The 16,263-nt window shown below is 56.3% G+C and carries 14 protein-coding genes and 1 other annotated feature; of the genes, 9 read left to right on the top strand and 5 right to left on the bottom strand.

Annotated elements, in window-relative coordinates:
- Positions 1-49: 49 nt before the first annotated feature.
- Entirely contained in the window at positions 50-190 is a 141-nt protein-coding gene (locus tag ACQZ5M_RS07845) for a hypothetical protein (RefSeq protein WP_162741965.1), read from the top strand.
- Positions 191-283: 93 nt separating this feature from the next.
- On the opposite strand, the gene ACQZ5M_RS07840 is transcribed toward ACQZ5M_RS07845, so the two are convergent.
- Complete coding sequence (locus tag ACQZ5M_RS07840) at positions 284-559, bottom strand: hypothetical protein (RefSeq protein ID WP_296021762.1); 276 nt, start codon at positions 557-559, stop codon at positions 284-286.
- Between the two features lie 270 nt (positions 560-829).
- Between ACQZ5M_RS07840 and ACQZ5M_RS07835 the strand changes: the two genes are divergently transcribed.
- From ACQZ5M_RS07835 to ACQZ5M_RS07820, 4 genes are all read left to right on the top strand, one after another.
- Positions 830-1,582 carry an ImuA family protein gene (locus tag ACQZ5M_RS07835; protein WP_449079396.1) on the top strand — a complete coding sequence of 251 codons (753 nt, stop codon included), beginning with the start codon at positions 830-832 and terminating at the stop codon, positions 1,580-1,582.
- Positions 1,503-3,014 carry a Y-family DNA polymerase gene (locus tag ACQZ5M_RS07830; protein WP_449079395.1) on the top strand — a complete coding sequence of 504 codons (1,512 nt, stop codon included), beginning with the start codon at positions 1,503-1,505 and terminating at the stop codon, positions 3,012-3,014. The genes ACQZ5M_RS07835 and ACQZ5M_RS07830 overlap by 80 nt, the downstream gene beginning before the upstream one ends.
- The gene (locus ACQZ5M_RS07825) at positions 3,011-6,271 is read left to right on the top strand and encodes an error-prone DNA polymerase (RefSeq protein ID WP_449079394.1); all 3,261 of its coding nucleotides are present in this window, start codon (positions 3,011-3,013) and stop codon (positions 6,269-6,271) included. Before ACQZ5M_RS07830 ends, ACQZ5M_RS07825 begins: the two co-directional genes overlap by 4 nt.
- Positions 6,272-7,683: 1,412 nt before the next feature.
- Positions 7,684-8,912 (top strand): IS3 family transposase gene (locus tag ACQZ5M_RS07820; RefSeq protein ID WP_449079393.1). Its coding sequence is split into 2 segments (ribosomal slippage): positions 7,684-7,978 and positions 7,978-8,912, totalling 1,230 coding nucleotides; the frame shifts between segments, so codons are not numbered across the junction.
- Positions 7,965-8,081 (top strand) — a sequence feature (AL1L pseudoknot). (Overlaps the previous gene by 117 nt.)
- A gap of 661 nt (positions 8,913-9,573) precedes the next feature.
- On the opposite strand, the gene ACQZ5M_RS07815 is transcribed toward ACQZ5M_RS07820, so the two are convergent.
- Positions 9,574-10,077, bottom strand: coding sequence for an AAA family ATPase (locus ACQZ5M_RS07815; RefSeq protein ID WP_449079599.1), 504 nt, complete (start codon positions 10,075-10,077; stop codon positions 9,574-9,576).
- Positions 10,078-10,235: 158 nt separating this feature from the next.
- On the opposite strand from ACQZ5M_RS07815, the gene ACQZ5M_RS07810 reads away from it, so the two are divergent.
- Positions 10,236-10,841, top strand: a complete 606-nt coding sequence (locus tag ACQZ5M_RS07810) for a nucleotidyltransferase domain-containing protein (protein WP_449079392.1) — start codon at positions 10,236-10,238, stop codon at positions 10,839-10,841.
- 264 nt (positions 10,842-11,105) lie between these two features.
- Here the strand turns inward: ACQZ5M_RS07810 and ACQZ5M_RS07805 are convergent, their stop codons facing one another.
- From ACQZ5M_RS07805 to ACQZ5M_RS07795, 3 genes are all read right to left on the bottom strand, one after another.
- Positions 11,106-11,873, bottom strand: a complete 768-nt coding sequence (locus tag ACQZ5M_RS07805; protein ID WP_449079391.1) for an alpha/beta hydrolase family protein — start codon at positions 11,871-11,873, stop codon at positions 11,106-11,108.
- A 145-nt stretch (positions 11,874-12,018) separates the two neighbouring features.
- On the bottom strand, positions 12,019-12,525 hold the full coding sequence (locus ACQZ5M_RS07800) for a GrpB family protein (protein ID WP_449079390.1): 507 nt from the start codon (positions 12,523-12,525) through the stop codon (positions 12,019-12,021).
- 113 nt (positions 12,526-12,638) lie between these two features.
- The gene (locus tag ACQZ5M_RS07795; RefSeq protein WP_449079389.1) at positions 12,639-13,481 is read right to left on the bottom strand and encodes an acyl-CoA thioester hydrolase/BAAT C-terminal domain-containing protein; all 843 of its coding nucleotides are present in this window, start codon (positions 13,479-13,481) and stop codon (positions 12,639-12,641) included.
- Positions 13,482-13,696: 215 nt separating this feature from the next.
- On the opposite strand from ACQZ5M_RS07795, the gene ACQZ5M_RS07790 reads away from it, so the two are divergent.
- The 3 genes from ACQZ5M_RS07790 (at position 13,697) to ACQZ5M_RS07780 (ending at position 16,261) form a co-directional block, all read left to right on the top strand.
- On the top strand, positions 13,697-13,984 hold the full coding sequence (locus ACQZ5M_RS07790; protein ID WP_449079388.1) for a hypothetical protein: 288 nt from the start codon (positions 13,697-13,699) through the stop codon (positions 13,982-13,984).
- Positions 13,985-14,157: 173 nt separating this feature from the next.
- On the top strand, positions 14,158-16,011 hold the full coding sequence (locus tag ACQZ5M_RS07785) for an ABC transporter ATP-binding protein (RefSeq protein ID WP_449079387.1): 1,854 nt from the start codon (positions 14,158-14,160) through the stop codon (positions 16,009-16,011).
- Positions 16,012-16,066: 55 nt separating this feature from the next.
- Positions 16,067-16,261 carry a helix-turn-helix domain-containing protein gene (locus tag ACQZ5M_RS07780; RefSeq protein WP_449079386.1) on the top strand — a complete coding sequence of 65 codons (195 nt, stop codon included), beginning with the start codon at positions 16,067-16,069 and terminating at the stop codon, positions 16,259-16,261.
- Positions 16,262-16,263 lie beyond the last annotated feature (2 nt).

Raw genomic sequence — 16,263 nt, 5'->3', positions numbered from 1 at the left:
AACGTTCTGTCGTTAGTCCGGTTGGATGGTCAGCAAAAGGAGAATATCCATGAGTGACAGGAAGCCAGACCCGTCTAGCGACGCAGCCCGCACCGGTGAAGATGCGGATAAGGATCGCGAGGAACTCAAGAAGAAAGCCGAGAAAGGCATTGAAGACGCTACCGGCAAGAAGCCGAAGGGCGAGATCTAGACGAACAAATTGAGGTCGGGGAGGATTCCTGCACACCGAAATCTATGTTCTCCTCACTCTCAATTTCGCGGATCTTTCAAAGAGGTCGGACGGCTAGCCATCTGCATCCAGCGACTGGAGACATCGAAACCTCATCTCGCAAAGGTCGCCGTCGGGATGGCATAGACGGTCACAACCCATGGCCAGGCGCCGGCGGAGCTTGGAGAAGCTCACGCTGGCGCCGAACTTCGCAACAACCGCCTTTCGTTCTAAGCTATCAACGCGTTCACACCGGATGCACTCGATTTCGATGTTGGGCAGCCGGACGTCCTTCAGCGTGTAGCTGCGCTTGATGTGGGGCGTCGGCATGAATTTAGGCGTCTTGGCCACTATACCAACTCCCTTCGGTACCTCTGAGGACTTTGGATATCCACATCCCTCCATGACGACAAAAATATTCTCCACGAACGGGCCATGTAGAATCTAGTTACGGTTTTGATTCAACTTCACGAATCTGCAGTGTTGCTAATCTTGAGCGAAGATTCCTGATTTTCAGGCGTCTTGACTCCGGACAAGATACGGAACAGAAGGGGAACAATCAAGTTCTAGCGACATGATGTCGTCCCTGTTCAACTGCGATTTCGGAAGGATTCGTAACCGATGTCGTCTGCCCGCGATCAAGTGATTACTGATCTGCGAGAGCGCATCTCTTCCATTCAAGGAGAGGGCGTAAAGAAGGCGGGGTGCCTACCTTTCGGCGTCGATGAGATTGACGAAATCCTTCCGGGAGGCGGCCTGGCGTATGGCGCGCTGCATGAATTCGCGGGCGGCGGTTCTGGAACCGTTGACGGAGCGGCCGCCGCGCTGTTCGCAGCCGGCATTGCCGCACGCACGAAGGGTCCGATCGTCTGGTGCCTGACGAGGCCCGATCTTTTCTTCCCCGCTCTCGCTCAGGCGGGGCTTCATCCTCGCAGAGTAATCTTCGTCGAAAGCGACAAAGAAGAGGACGTTACCGCCAGCATGGAGGAAGCCCTTTCATTCGGAGGTCTTGGCGCAGTTGTCGGGGAAATGGTCAGACTGCCGATGGTCGTCAGCAGGCGCCTGCAACTCGTCGCAGAACGTACAGGCACCATGGCGCTTGTGGTCCGGAGGTGGCGAAGGCAGACCGAGGCAAACGACTTCGGGCAGCCGACCGCCAGCACTACACGGTGGCGTGTGAGTGTGACGCCGTCGGAAGAACTTCCGGTGCCGGGAGTCGGGAGACCTCGATGGTTTCTTGAGTTGATGAGATCGCGTGCGGGCGAATGTGCTGAGTTTTACGTCGGAGCGTGTGATGGCGAGGGTCGTATCCATATATCTACCGCATTTGCCGACGGACAGGATCAGACGAGACGATCCGGGTATTCCGGATGACCAGCCGATCGCGGTGATCGCCAGGAGCGGGTCCAAACGGTGGGTGTCGTCTGCCGACGTCGCGGCTCAGAAAATCGGTGTTCGCGTAGGGATGCCTGCCGCGAAGGCGCAGGCAATCTTCCAGGGTCTCTTATTGGTTGATGCCGATCCCGCCGCGGATGCTGTCGCACTCAATCGTATCGGTTTCTGGGCGCTCGCGCGCTATTCGCCGATCGTCGCAGTCGACGGCATTGATGGTCTAGTCATGGACACCGAAGGCGCGGATCATCTTCAGGGTGGGGAGTTGCCAATGACGACCGGTATCGTGAACACCTTCCTGTCGCGAAAGCTGACGGCGAAGGTTGCCGTGGCTGATACCTGGGGAGCGGCCCACGCGTGTGTTCGAGCCATCAACCGCGACACTGTGATAGTGCCTCGCGGTGAAATAGTGCGCGCAGTCGAGAAACTTCCGATCTCTCTGTTGAGGCTCTCCGACAAGATCGTCCAGGATCTCCTTGTCCTTGGCTTCCATTCGATCGGCCAACTTGCGAACACGCCGCGTGCGCCGCTGGCGCTTCGTTTCGGACCGGAAGTCGGCAGGAGACTGGACCAAATGTTTGGTCGAGTGTCGGAGCCGATCGACCCCATAAGGACAGCGGATCTTGTCGAGGTCTCTCGTTCTTTCCAGGAGCCGATCGGAGCGGCGGAAACGATTGACAAGTATGTCGGCAGGTTGGTGGTCCAACTTGTGGCGGAACTCGAGAAGCGCGGACTTGGAGCGCGAAGAACCGACCTCATCGTCCACAAGGTAGACAACACCATTCAGGCAATACGCGCCGGAACTGCAAAGCCCGCGCGCGACGTCGGCTGGTTGACGAAACTCTTCAAGGACCGGACCGAGAAGATAGAGCCGGGGTTCGGTATCGAGAGACTTGTTCTTGTCGCCGTCGCGGCCGAACCTTTAGTGGAGGAGCAGAAGGAATCGTCGCTTGTCGAGGCGGAGCATGGGGACATCACTCCGCTGATCGACATCTTCGCGAACCGCGGACAACGGGTATATCGCTTGGCGCCCGTTGCATCCGATGTTCCTGAAAGGAGTGTTCAGCGGGTCGCGGCCATTGCGGACGCCATGGAGGTTGGGTGGGTAAGCCATTGGCGCAGACCTGTGAGATTGTTCGACAAACCGGAGCAGATCCAGGCGATCGCTCTCATGCCCGACTATCCGCCCGCCAGCATTACATGGCGCGGAAAGCGTCACCGCGTGAAGCTAGCCGACGGCCCAGAACGCATTTTCGGCGAATGGTGGATGCGGCCCACGGAACTGGAGGCCGTGCGGGACTACTTCGTCATAGAAAATGATGACGGCGAACGCTTCTGGATTTTTCGGTCTGGAGACGGGATCGACCCGGAAACGGGCTCGCATAAGTGGTTCATGCATGGGATTTTCGCATGAAGTACGCGGAACTTCAGGTCACGACTCATTTCAGCTTCCTGCGCGGAGCGTCGTCGGCGCAGGAACTGTTCGCGACGGCGAAGGAGCTCGGCATCGAAGCCCTCGGGGTCGTCGACCGCAACAGCCTCGCTGGGATCGTGCGCGCGTTGGAGGCTTCCCGCGAAACTGGAGTAAGGTTAGTCGTGGGTTGTCGGCTCGATCTGCAGGACGGCATGTCGATCCTCGTCTATCCGACCGACAAAGCTGCATACTCGCGGCTAACCCGCTTGATCACACTAGGCAAGAGCAGGGGCGGCAAGAACAACTGCATTTTGCATGTCGATGATCTCGCTCTCTATTCCGAAGGCCTAGTCGGCATTCTCGTGCCCGATCTTGCCGACGACGTCTGTGCTGTGCATCTCCGCAAGATGACGGAGATTTTCGGCAGACGCGCCTATCTCTCGCTCAGCCTCAGGCGACGACCCAACGACCAGATGCGGCTGCACGATCTTTCGAACCTGGCGGCTAAGTTCAAGGTGAAGACCGTCGTCACAAACGATGTCCTTTTCCACGAGCCGGCGCGGAGGCAGCTTCAGGACATCGTCACTTGCATCCGAACCAACACGACCATCGACGACGTCGGCTTCGACAGGGAACGGCATGCCGACCGCTATCTAAAGCCTCCGGAAGAGATGCAGCGGCTGTTCCCGCGCTACCCCGAAGCGCTTGCTCGGACCATGGAGATTGTGAGCCAGTGCAGCTTTAGCTTAGAGGAACTGACGTATGAATATCCTGAGGAAGCGCTGATTGACGGCATGGACGCGCAGCAGTCGCTGGAGCATTGCGTCCGCGAGTGCATCCCCGACCGATACCCGGAGGGACTGCCACAGAGCGTGTTGCGAGCCGTAAGACACGAACTCGATCTTATCAAGGAGATGGAATACGCGCCTTACTTCCTGACCGTCTACAGCATCGTCCGGTTCGCGCGGGGGCAGGGCATCCTCTGCCAGGGCCGGGGTTCTGCGGCGAACTCGGCGATCTGCTACATCCTCGGCATCACGAGCATCGATCCCGAGACCAACGATTTGCTGTTCGAGCGGTTCGTCAGCAAGGAGCGCAATGAACCGCCAGACATCGACGTCGACTTCGAGCACCAGCGCCGCGAGGAAGTGATCCAATGGATCTACAAGACCTATGGTCGTGACCGGGCTGCGCTGGTCTGTACGGTTACGCGCTACCGGGCCAAGGGAGCGATACGCGACGTTGGAAAAGCGATGGGCCTGCCGGAGGACGTGACCAAAGCGCTGTCGTCAGGGCTGTGGTCGTGGTCGGAAGAAGTGACGGAGCGCAATGTACGCGAACTGAACCTCAATCCCGACGACTACCGTCTGGTGATGACGCTGCGGCTCGCGAGGGAGCTGATGGGTACGCCCCGGCATCTCGGCCAGCATGTTGGCGGCTTCGTCCTGACGCGTTCGCGACTTGACGATCTCGTTCCGATAGAGCCGGCGGCGATGGAAGACCGACAGGTGATCGAATGGGACAAGGACGACGTCGAGGCGCTCAAGATGATGAAGGTCGACGTGCTGGCGCTCGGCATGCTCACCTGCATGCAGAAGACCTTCGACTTGATCCGGGAGCACAAGCACGAGAATCTCGATCTCGCCAAAATCAGGCAGGAGGACGGTCCCACCTATGCGATGATCCGCAAGGCCGACACCCTTGGCACATTTCAAGTCGAGAGCCGGGCGCAGATGGCGATGCTGCCCAGGCTCAAGCCCAGAACGTTTTACGATCTCGTCGTCCAGGTGGCCATTGTCCGGCCGGGGCCTATCCAGGGCGACATGGTTCATCCGTATCTTCGACGCCGGGAGGGCAAGGAACCAGTAGAATACCCCACGCCGGAGCTTGAGGCGGTGCTTGGGAAGACGCTTGGCGTGCCTCTGTTTCAGGAGAGCGCTATGCGCGTAGCCATGGTTTGCGCCGGGTTCACAGGAGGCGAGGCGGACCAGCTTCGCAAGTCGATGGCGACCTTCAAATTTACGGGTGGGGTCAGTCGATTCAAGGACAAGCTTGTCTCCGGCATGGTGAAAAACGGTTACACGCCGGAATTCGCGGAGAAGACCTTCTCCCAGCTCGAAGGGTTCGGCAGCTATGGTTTTCCTGAAAGCCACGCCGCGTCCTTCGCGCTCATCGCGTACGCAAGCTGCTTCGTGAAGTGTCACTACCCGGATGCATTTGCGGCAGCGCTCATTAATTCGCAGCCGATGGGGTTCTACGCGCCCGCTCAGATCATAGGCGACGCCCAGAAGCATGGCGTCGAGGTAAGACCGATATCCGTGCAGCACTCGCGCTGGGACTGCACGCTCGAAGAGATTCCCGGCAGCAACCGACACGCCATCCGGCTGGGTATGCGTCAGGTTGCCGGGCTCGCCGCTCGGGATGCCGCGCGGATCGTCGCCGCGAGAATCGAACGCCCGTTCGAGAGCGTCGACGACGTCTGGCGACGGTCGGAAGTCCCATCGGAAGCGCTTGTCCAGCTCGCCGAGGCCGACGCCTTCAGACCGGCATTCAACATCGAGCGGCGTGATGCACTCTGGGCGATCAAAGCATTACGAGACGAGCCGCTTCCACTGTTCGTGGCGGCGGCAGAGCGTGAGATGAAAACGGTCGCCGAGCAACAGGAGCCGGAAGTCGAACTCAGGCAGATGACCGAGGGCCACAACGTGGTCGAGGACTATCAACACGTCGGCCTTACTCTTCGCGCGCACCCTTTGTCATTCCTGCGACAGGATCTCACCGCTCGCCGGATCGTCACATGTGCTGATGCAATGAATGCGCGTGACAAAAGCTGGCTGTGCGTGGCGGGGCTGGTTCTTGTCCGGCAGAAGCCCGGCTCGGCGAAGGGAGTGATGTTCATCACGATAGAGGACGAGACCGGCCCTGCGAATATCGTCGTTTGGCCGTCGCTTTTCGAGAAACAACGTCGGATCGTGTTGAGCTCAAGCATGATGGCGATCCACGGGAAAATCCAGCGGGAAGGGGACGTCGTTCACCTGATCGCGCGCCAGCTCTACGACCTGTCGGCTGATCTCTCGTCTCTCTCGGATCGTGACGTCGAGTTCAGAAATCCGTCAGGGAGGGGCGACGAGTTCGCCCACGGTTCCCCAGGCGGAGGAGATGTGCGAGACAGGCCGAAGCCAAACAAAGTTCGCGACATTTTCATCCCAGACCTTCATATCGACAGCCTCAAGGTCAAAAGCCGAAATTTCCAATGAGCGCCAAATCGGGCATCGTGCCCTAGCATAATAACGTAGCTTGGAGCGTAGTACGACAGCGTCGTCAGAAGCACCGGTGACTAGATATGGCAGTTGGAAACAACCCGAACATCATCAAAGTCAGGGGCGTCGTACGGGAAGCAAATAGAAGAACGTTGATGAGTGATAGCGCAATCGATGTCACCGCACCGCTGCAGCCACGGTCGGTAAGGAAAATTATGTTTCCAAGGGCGGTCGGTTGCCGACAAGATGGAGGTGGCTAATTGCCGCTTCTGCCACTGTTCTCAGTAACGTTGCGGACCTACTTACCATAACTCCTCGTTTTCCGGGCAGGCATTCTCTATTGATCCCGACTTGTATCGTAACCCCTGGGATTCCAGGAACGGAACGAGCATCCAAAACGTCCTCCCCGAATTCACTCTACCGATCAGCGCGTAAAGTTTCTACGTCTATGTCCCAAACCGCATCGCACTCCATACAAAACTGAATAGTTTGCCCTGTCGCGACAATTCGAATTGGGACTACCCAACCTTGTTCGCATCTCGGGCAGAGCTTTTTAGACATAACGAGTTGCTTCTTCAGGGAACAGGATACGCTGTCGTAATTTCATTCCCACCGACCTTAGATACCACTGTTCGTACACGAGTTTCTCCATTCGTACCCACGATTCTTCCCATTGGGACGACGAAGCTAACTGGGTCGTTTGCAAGTGGTTTTCTACGAAGCGCCCAAGCTTCATCCACGAGGGCTAGAGCTTTCTCACCCGTTACGTTGAAAACAGTGTGCGGCCCGTTCTTGGGTCTTGCTACGGTCTGCGATCTAAAATAGCTGGATATCGTCGATCGCGGTACCACCATTCGTACTCAGGTAGTTCAGACTGTAGTCGAGAAAACAACTCCCAGCCTAAGTCATAGAAATCATTATATTGTTGTTCGCTGAGGAACCCAATATTCGTGTGATCAATCAAGTCGAGCGTTGCATCAAATGCGCTTTCCCAATTATGCAACGCCCGCTTCAGCTCATTTGAGATGGGTAATGTATCGGGGTTAACGTTGTTTGGATCAACCATATCCCATATGCACCAGCACTGGTAGTCCGACATCAGTTTCATCTTAGAATACGATTTAGACATTATCCCGCCTCATGGTCCAGACTTCGGATTTGCACCAACTATGAACCCGTTTTCTGATACAGTTATCGCTGTGTACTGGGTCTTCCCTTTGTAAATATACTCGTAGACAGGTCGCCCCATTCCCTGTCCCTGGTAATCAACAATTTTACCATCTCGCAACGCAGTGAATATGGCATCGGGAATGTCGGCCTCTGATATCCCCTTCCCAGCAAATTCCGACCCGGTGATGAACCGCGCCGGGTTTGCCGGAGGCTCCAACTTCTGAGAGAGTGGAGCCGATATGAGCAAGACAACGAACAAGTTTTCACCTGAAGCCCGCCAACGCGCCATCCGTATGGTGCTTGATCACGAGGCTGAGCACCCGTCGCGGTGGGCTGCCGTTTCATCTATTGCGGGCAAGATCGGTTGCTCGCCAGCCACGCTGCATGAATGGGTGAAGAAGACCGAGGTCGACAGCGGCAAACGAGCAGGCTTGCCGAGCGACGCGGCCGAGAAGATGAAGGCTCTTGAGCGGGAGAACCGCGAGCTTCGTCAGGCCAACGAGATTTTGCGCAAGGCGTCTGCTTATTTCGCGATGGCGGAGCTCGACCGCCCCTTCAAACGATGATCTCGTTCATTGACGAACACCGTGGCGTGTTCGGGGTCGAGCCGATCTGCAGGCTTTTGCCGATTGCCCCATCAACCTACTACGAGAACGTTGCCAAGCGTCTGGATGTGGATCGCCTATCGGTCCGAGCCCGCAGCGATATCGGTTTGAAGATCGAGATACGCCGGGTGTTCAACGAGAACTTCCAGGTCTATGGCGTGCGTAAAGTCTGGCGGCAGTTGCAGCGAGAAGGCTACGACATCGCCCGCTGCACTGTTGCTCGGCTTATGAGGGCAATGGGACTACAGGGCATCATCCGTGGCAAACCCGTCAAAACCACCGTGTCGGACAAGGCCGCGCCTTGTCCGCTCGACCGGGTGAACCGGCACTTTTTCGCGCCTGCGCCCAACATGCTCTGGCTTTCTGATTTCACGTATGTGGCCACTTGGCAGGGCTTTGTTTACGTCGCGTTCGTGATCGATGCCTTCGCTCGCCGCATCGTCGGTTGGCGAGCAAGCCGGACTGCCCATGCGGGTTTCGTTCTCGATGCCCTCGACCAGGCGCTTCATGATCGGCGGCCCGTCCACCGTGGAGGACTGATTCACCATTCCGACCGCGGATCGCAATATGTGTCCATTCGCTATTCCGAACGGCTGGCGGAAGCGGGCATCGAGCCGTCGGTCGGGAGTGTTGGAGATTCCTATGACAACGCTCTCGCTGAAACGGTCAATGGTCTTTACAAGGCCGAGGTCATCCATCGGCGAGGACCGTGGCGAAACTTCGAAGCCGTGGAGTTCGCCACGCTGGAATGGGTAGATTGGTTCAACAACCGTCGCCTTCTGGAGCCCATCGGCAACATACCGCCAGCCGAAGCCGAAGAACGATATTACGCCATGCTGGACGCACCGGCCGTGGCCGCATAACTTAAACGAAATGGCCTCCGGCAAACCCGGCGCGGTTCAATCTACATCGTAACGGATTGCGAGTTCGACGGGCCAATACCGGGGAAGCATTCAATGCTTGCGTTTGGCTCCGTTGCCCTGTCGGAAAAAGGGGAAGTTGTGGGAGAATTCGAAGGTGTTCTAGAGACCTTGGATGAGGCAACTAGCGATGCTGTGACGATGGACTTTTGGAGTAAACACCCAGCGGCATGGGCAGCTTCTACGGAGAATGCTCGGCCCAGCTAAGGTCGTTATGGATCAATTCGTGACGTGGGTGAAATCTTTTGGTGAACAGCCATATTCGCGGCACATCCTGTAGCTTTGGATGGTCCGTGGTTTGATTATTACTTAAAACGCTTCACCGGCAGGCCGCTATTTGAAGGTCCGTGGATCGCAGATCGACTATTTCGATATGCACCGCTCTGCATCATGTCGATGGTGGCCGGAAAGACCGGGCGCGAATATGCTGACTGCGACGTTGAGCATTATCCGCCAGAATGGTTGGGCTCTGTCGAACATACGCACCGTGCGATCGATGATGCGCGAGGCTATGCAAACCTTCTGCGTTTCCTCATAGAGGGACAATAATTACGACGTCCGCTACTGGCGCAACGCCGCCATGACGGCTATTGCCCCAAACCGGTCATGCGCTCAGCTTACTCACGATCTCCGCTACACTTTCTTCGACAGACAGAAGGGAGGTGTCTAGGCGCAAATCGGCTTTCCAAGGCTTGTAGTTCATGGTCTGGATTGCCGCCCAAGAGGGTGGCGACAGTCCTTCGACAGAGGGTGATCTTGTCTCGGCGCGATGGCGATGGAGCGCCGCATCAGAGCAAACGATTTCGACCTCGATGAAGTTACTGCCGGACTCAGCCGCGACATTTCGAAATGCACTCCGGGTTACAGGCAAAGGATTCACGGAGTCTGCGATGACCCTATGCCCAAGCCGCAGATTATCGGTCGCCAATCGACAGAGTGTCACATACCCACTCGGACCAACATCCATTCCTTCCGCTAACGGTGCGGATGTACGGATTGCCTGCTCGACTGTGTCCACTCTAAGATAGAGCGCCCCTATCCTCAGTGCCAGCGCCTGCGCAACCGTACTTTTTCCCGACCCAGGGAGTCCGCCGAAGATAATAAGCATCATTCAACCTCGTTCCACGACGCCAACTTAACGGACTTGTCTCTCAATGTCTCCGGTTGGCGCAACGCCGCCATGACGGCCACTGGCCCGAAGCGGTCATTGAACATAGGGGTCAGCTCACGTATCAGGCGTTCTTGTCCATTCAGGAGCAACGCTTCATGCAGCCACCGCCAGATGACGCTTGGGAACCATGGTCCCCGGATGAATTGTTCGCTCGTCTCGGCGGGTCTAACGCCGACTGGTACATCGTAGGCGGCTGGGCCTTGGACCTTTGGCACGGCGAGCTGACCCGTGCGCATGAAGACTTGGAGTTCTCGGTGCTTGCTTGCCAGGCTCAACGCTATCGCGGCGCCCTGTCGGATCTGGAGTTCTTCACAGCGAAGGATGGCAAACTTGACCATCTCCCCCTGGTAGAACAACTGCCTACGGATGTTTGGCAGCAGTGGGGTGCGGATATTGGCGCCGGGCGCTGGCGCGTCGACATGATGGTCGATCGGGGATCGCCGGATATGTGGTTCTACAAGCGCGATCCATCTTTCACCTTGCCGCGAAGCGAAGTCATACGCGCAACAGCCGGCGGCATCCGATATCTGGCACCGCACATCGTCTTGCTCTTCAAAGCCAAGCACGCCCGCGACAAAGATCACGGGGACTTCCGCAATGCCTTACCTCGCTTGGAATCCAGTGAGAAATTCGCCCTTCGTCAATGGTTGGAGGTGCTGCATCCAGGACATGTCTGGATGCAAGAGCTTCAATCCGGCTGACCGTCTACCTGGCTGCCGATCTGTCGCGAAGTCCCAATTAAAGTGACACTTGTTTTTTCTGGCTTTGGCGACGCCGCACAGTAGGGAGTTTTTGCGGTAGGCAAGATGTCAATGTTAATGTTGGTGCAGGGCGACTGGCGCCTCCCGGCCCATTGCGGTCATTGGCCGTCGCATAAGTCGGTCGCGAAACTCTGATTTTTGCAACTGAGTTTCGCGACAGAAATTCCCCTTTAAATTTCGGGCGCGGTCGATCTGTCGCGAATGTCAGGAGTTGGGCGACATGGTGATGTCGCTCAAGTATTGATCGAGGTGATCTCTCCATAGCGCAGGCTTGAACATCAATGCATGGCCCATGGGGGCAGTGACAAACTTCCCCTGACCTCCGGCTGACAAAAACCTTTCAAAATTCCCTCTACAATGCCCGATCCGGTAGTATTGGTCATGACTACCGTGCAGCCAGAGCGTCGAAATTCCGCTAGGCGCACCACGTTCGAAGATTAGCGGATTGACGGTTTCATGGCTGGGGCAACCTCTGCCAAGCCAGCCGCCGTTGAAATTGACCGCACCTCGGAATGTATTCGGCCGCATCCCCGCATATGCTATCGCCAAGATGCCGCCGCGAGAAACACCCCCGATAGCAAGTTGATCCTGATCCACGTCAGGTTGCTCGCGCAGATAGCGGACTACGGAATCCACATCCTCAACAGCCCGTTCGAAACCCGCAATCGCAATATCGACATTGCAGGAATAGCCGGAGCCGTCGGGAGCAAGCCCTTCTCCGTAGATTCCCTCCGATTTCCCTCGCCCTCGGCGTTGAGGAAACAGGGCCATCCAGCCCCGCTCAACGAAATAGTTTCCTATGACAGCCGGACATATCGTCCTTGAATAGAGAGCCTTGCTTTGACCTCGCCCGGTAGAGCCGTGGTTGAAAATGATCGTCGGATATGGGCCGTCATGTTGAGGCTTGGCTGCAACGACTTCTAATCTAACCCCGGCCTCGCCGGATGGTATGAAAAACTTCTGATACTTCATTGGGCCTCATACGCGATTGTCTGTCGCAAAAATCCCAATTAATGCGACACTTGTTTCCCTGACTTTTGCGACGTCGCAGAATAGGGAGTTTTGCGGCAGGCACAATGTCGCCTATAGGCGCATCAGCGCCACGGCGGATCCCATTCTAAGCGTCTTCTGGTGGCGGTCCCACCACACCATCAATGAAGGAGGCCTTATCAGCTAGGTACTCTTTGATGCCGAACTCGTTTCTCGCCTCAAGTTCCAACTTCAGACTCTGATACTTGTGCCGTAGTTCGTAGTCCTCTTGGAGCATGTCACGAAAGCGTAGCATCCTAGAAACCTGCCAATGCCCAGGCCGACACACATGAACCTTATGGGTCCGGACGCCACCGACATCTCGTCGGTAAAATATGTGCCCGTCCGAGAGGTTCTTTCCTCTCACGTACCCAAGGGAAGTCATCTCCCGATCAACCCGATCTTGATCTTGATGATCCGACACGACCAGAAGGTCGATTTCAGGCTTAGCGGCAAGTCCAGGGACTGCCGTGCTTCCAACATGCTCGATTTCCACCACATGCGGTGCGAACACCCTCTGTATGCGAGCCTTTTCAGCGTCGAACAGGCTTGGCCATTGATCATCGTAAGGTGTAATTTTACTGGTCAATGCCATGGTAGCCTTCCTGAGCCGGTCGAGACTACTGCTTGTGAGCGTCTTCTCAAAGGCTGATCTTGGTGCGAATTGCAAGAAATCTTGCCTCGACGCGGTCATTGGCACCGATCAACTTACAACAGTTTTTCTATTGTCTGCCATGCTCTCTGGCCGAGTTCCGCGTCGGCTTCGTCAGTCCCGCCGTGTGAATGTAGGCTGGATCGCTGAGTTGATTCACCGGGGAATAATATCCGGTGACCAGCATCTTGATCGAAAATGAGTGTCGCCGACTTTCCGTGCGCCTGTCGCGATTGAACGATCTCACGAGCGAAATCGTCGGATGGCCAGAGCGCATCGTCGCCACCCGCCACGAGGATCAGCTCGGCGACGGACAGTTCGACTGGAATTCTTGCGCGCTCGTTTGTTTGGACGTCGTTGGCAAGACATTTCTCGAAAAATGAACGATAGGAGATCAGGCCATCTCTGTATTCTTTCTGCCAACTCAGGTCGGACGGAATGAAGTCTAATGGAGTACCTTTTAACGACCAAGATGATCGTTCGGGCCAGGCTATACCGTCAACACCTTCACCAATGTTACCCCAAACCACCGACGTTGGGCTAATCGCAACCACGGCTTTGATGCGCTGATCAATGGTTGATGCAAGGAGGGCCGCTTCAGCGCCCTTTGACGTTCCGACAACAATGATACGGTTACATTCCCTCGACGTTAGAAGGTCCGTTGCATCAATGAAAGTCTCAAGCGGGATTTCGCAAATTCCTGGCGACTGACTGGGTCCTCCGAACCATTGCAACGCCAACGCATGTGCCCCGGCTTGTGCGAATAAACCAGCCCTCGTGATGTCAACTCTCCCACTGGAGCCGCCTAGAACGAGTACTCCCGTCTTGCTGTGTGCAGCGCCAGGAAGGAGAGCCCCTCTAACTTTACCGTTCAAGTTCTCAACGTCGTAGGCGTACATATTTGCCCTTTATAAGTGGCGATCTGGTAGATCGGGCGCTTGAGCGGCCCACATGTCAAAGGTCGATTTTGGCCCGAAGCGGCCACCAGGATACAATCTGTTATGGCGTACGTTTCCATAATTTGGTTTAACAGCTTGTGATCAGCGAACCTACTCCAGAAAACCTACTAGCCCAGCGCTTGCGAAATCGCTGCATCGACGTATTGGAGCTTCTTGTGGACGGCAACGATACCGTACGCAAGTTTGGTTCCGCAGGATACTTCAACTGGTTTTTCGGTTGGTTTCCCATCGAGGGCGCTTACGATCCCCCGTCGACAATGTCCCAAGATGAGGTAGAGGTCGCTACAGCGGTCCTAATCCTGATGCGCTACGCGTGCGATGCAACGCCGCTGCTGGTGACTGAAGATGAGCTTATTGCAACGGGATGGCCAAGCTATATTCAGCCGTTCGCACAGAATGCGTTGGAAGTGTTCATGGAGCGAGGTCGGGGCGTTGAAGGTTAACAGCTCTGTCCATCGTTGCGATGGAATGTCCACTTTTGTCGGAAGTCCGCTATTGGGGTGAGGCAGCCCCAATTGTCCTCACTGGTTGATTTCCGGTTGAGATCGCTGCCGCAAGATGTTTTGTTCTAGAAGTTGAATCCTCGCCCTCCCTTCCATCCAGAGTTCGAGCGACCATGTCCATTTCAGATGCAATCTACCGCCCATTCGAAAAGCTGATTGAGCCACTAGAGATACCGTACCGGCCGCTGCCGTCCAGCGGACCAGTCGCAGTCCTCTTGCATTTCATATCCATGTTCCGTGGGGTATTGATCGGCCTGGCGCTTTCCGCCATGGCCATGGAGGCCATCAATCTGTCGATTGTCTGGGGACTTTCGGTCGTGGTTGACGGTGTTGGTCAACATGGTGCAAGTGCATTCCTCCAGAGCGAGTGGCCACTTCTCGCATTTCTCGGTTTCCTGATATTTCCAGCAATGCCGATCGCCTCGTTCCTGCTCAACACGCTCCAGTCGCATACGCTTGGCATCGGCATGCCCGCCGCGATCCAATGGCAGGGCCACAAGGCGGTTGAACATCAGGATCTCGCGTTCTTCCACGAGCTTTTCGCCGGTCAAGTTGCTTCGCGACTGCAGCAGGTGGCGTCTGCGGTCCAGCAACAGATCATAGCTGCGTTCCAGACCATTCCTCGGTTCCTGTTCCAGATGGTTGGCTCTGTCATCCTCCTCAGTGCGCTGTCATGGCAACTCGCGCTGCCGGTTGTTATCTGGATAATTCTCAATATCGCATATGCGGTGAGGATCGTCCCCATCTTTGCCGAGAGCGCTCGTCGGACTGCCAAGCAGCGAAGCCTTCTGGCAGGTGCAATCACCGATCTCTATACCAATATGCAGATGATTAAGCAGTTCGCCGCTGAAGACAGCGAGGCGGGCGCTATCCGCCGCGCTATTCTGAATACTGTGAAGACACAGCAGAGAGAACAACGGGTATACCGCACCTCGGAAGCGACGGTAGTCATTCTCAACACGCTGCTCTGGGTGAGCATGCTGACGATCGGCTTTTCTGGTCTCCTAAAGGGTTTCCTGACTGTCGGCGAGTTCGTCGGCGCAGTTTACATTCTTCAGCGCCTGTCAGCGCAAATCTTCACCTTCCTGCAAGTGGGCCAGCAGGTTTTCCAGGCGATCGGCACCATCAAGGACGCGATGCCCGTCATGACGACGCCGCCAACGATCACGGATCGGTCGGATGCCGCCGATCTCCAAGTTGAAGCAGGCGAGATACGGTTCGAGAATGTTAGCTTCGCGTACAAGTCGGGTAAGACTGTCATCGACTCTTTGTCGCTCACGGTCAGGCCCGGCGAGAAGGTAGGCCTCGTTGGGCTTTCGGGTGCGGGCAAGACGACACTCGCGAGTCTTCTCCTGCGCTTCTACGATATTCAAGATGGTAACATCCTCGTGGACGGTCAGGATATCCGAGCGGTCACACAAACGAGCCTTCGGCGTACGATCGGCGTGATATCCCAGGATGTTGCTCTTCTTCACCGATCTGTCGGTGACAATATCCGTTATGGCCGGCCGTATGCGACGCAGGAAGAGATCGAGAGAGTGGCGAAGATGGCGAGCGCGGATGGCTTTATCGCCGATCTTACCGACGGCGAGGGCCGGGAAGGGTACGATGCCTTCGTGGGCGATCGCGGCATTAAGCTTTCGGGCGGCCAGCGCCAGCGGGTGGCCATTGCTCGTGTGCTTCTCAAGGATGCGCCTATCCTCGTGCTGGACGAGGCGACGTCGGCGCTCGACAGTGAATCTGAGGCCGCTATTCAGGAAAAGCTGAACCTTGCCATGGAGGGTAAAACGGTTATCGCCATAGCACATCGCCTCTCGACGATTGCTCGGATGGATCGAATTGTTGTGCTCGACCACGGACGAATTGTAGAAGAAGGGAGGCTGGAGGAATTGATCGAAGGCGAGGGGCTGTTTGCCAGCCTATGGAAACGCCAGACGGGCGGTTTTATTCCCGAGCAACTAACCTGATCCTGGGAACTTCTGTGCGCATGCCAGACGCTGCGTAGCCGCCATATTAAGGAGGATGATCGTCCATCAACATCGTGGTAAAGCCGTCAGCATGGGTATTGTTGGCGATAATCTGAAAACGATCCGGAAGATCAAAAGCCTATCGCAGGCAAAAGTTGCGGAACTGTCGGGTGTGAGCCAGCAGCTCATCTCTCAGCTAGAGACCGGCCAGAACGAACGATCGAGCTTCCCGCTTTTGCTCAAGCCCTAGGC

This window comes from Rhizobium sp. 22-785-1 (genome assembly GCF_053521965.1).
The sequence above is the reverse complement of the archived record's forward strand: the minus strand, read 5'-3'. Positions and strand labels throughout refer to the sequence as shown.

Excerpts from the sequence above, each read along its gene's own strand:
- ACQZ5M_RS07845 (WP_162741965.1), top strand. The coding sequence starts at position 50 with ATGAGTGACAGGAAGCCAGACCCGTCTAGCGACGCAGCCCGCACCGGT.
- ACQZ5M_RS07835 (WP_449079396.1), top strand. The coding sequence starts at position 830 with ATGTCGTCTGCCCGCGATCAAGTGATTACTGATCTGCGAGAGCGCATC.
- ACQZ5M_RS07830 (WP_449079395.1), top strand. The coding sequence starts at position 1,503 with ATGGCGAGGGTCGTATCCATATATCTACCGCATTTGCCGACGGACAGG.
- ACQZ5M_RS07825 (WP_449079394.1), top strand. The coding sequence starts at position 3,011 with ATGAAGTACGCGGAACTTCAGGTCACGACTCATTTCAGCTTCCTGCGC.
- ACQZ5M_RS07815 (WP_449079599.1), bottom strand. The coding sequence starts at position 10,077 with ATGCTTATTATCTTCGGCGGACTCCCTGGGTCGGGAAAAAGTACGGTT.
- ACQZ5M_RS07810 (WP_449079392.1), top strand. The coding sequence starts at position 10,236 with ATGCAGCCACCGCCAGATGACGCTTGGGAACCATGGTCCCCGGATGAA.
- ACQZ5M_RS07805 (WP_449079391.1), bottom strand. The coding sequence starts at position 11,873 with ATGAAGTATCAGAAGTTTTTCATACCATCCGGCGAGGCCGGGGTTAGA.
- ACQZ5M_RS07800 (WP_449079390.1), bottom strand. The coding sequence starts at position 12,525 with ATGGCATTGACCAGTAAAATTACACCTTACGATGATCAATGGCCAAGC.
- ACQZ5M_RS07795 (WP_449079389.1), bottom strand. The coding sequence starts at position 13,481 with ATGTACGCCTACGACGTTGAGAACTTGAACGGTAAAGTTAGAGGGGCT.
- ACQZ5M_RS07785 (WP_449079387.1), top strand. The coding sequence starts at position 14,158 with ATGTCCATTTCAGATGCAATCTACCGCCCATTCGAAAAGCTGATTGAG.
- ACQZ5M_RS07780 (WP_449079386.1), top strand. The coding sequence starts at position 16,067 with ATGATCGTCCATCAACATCGTGGTAAAGCCGTCAGCATGGGTATTGTT.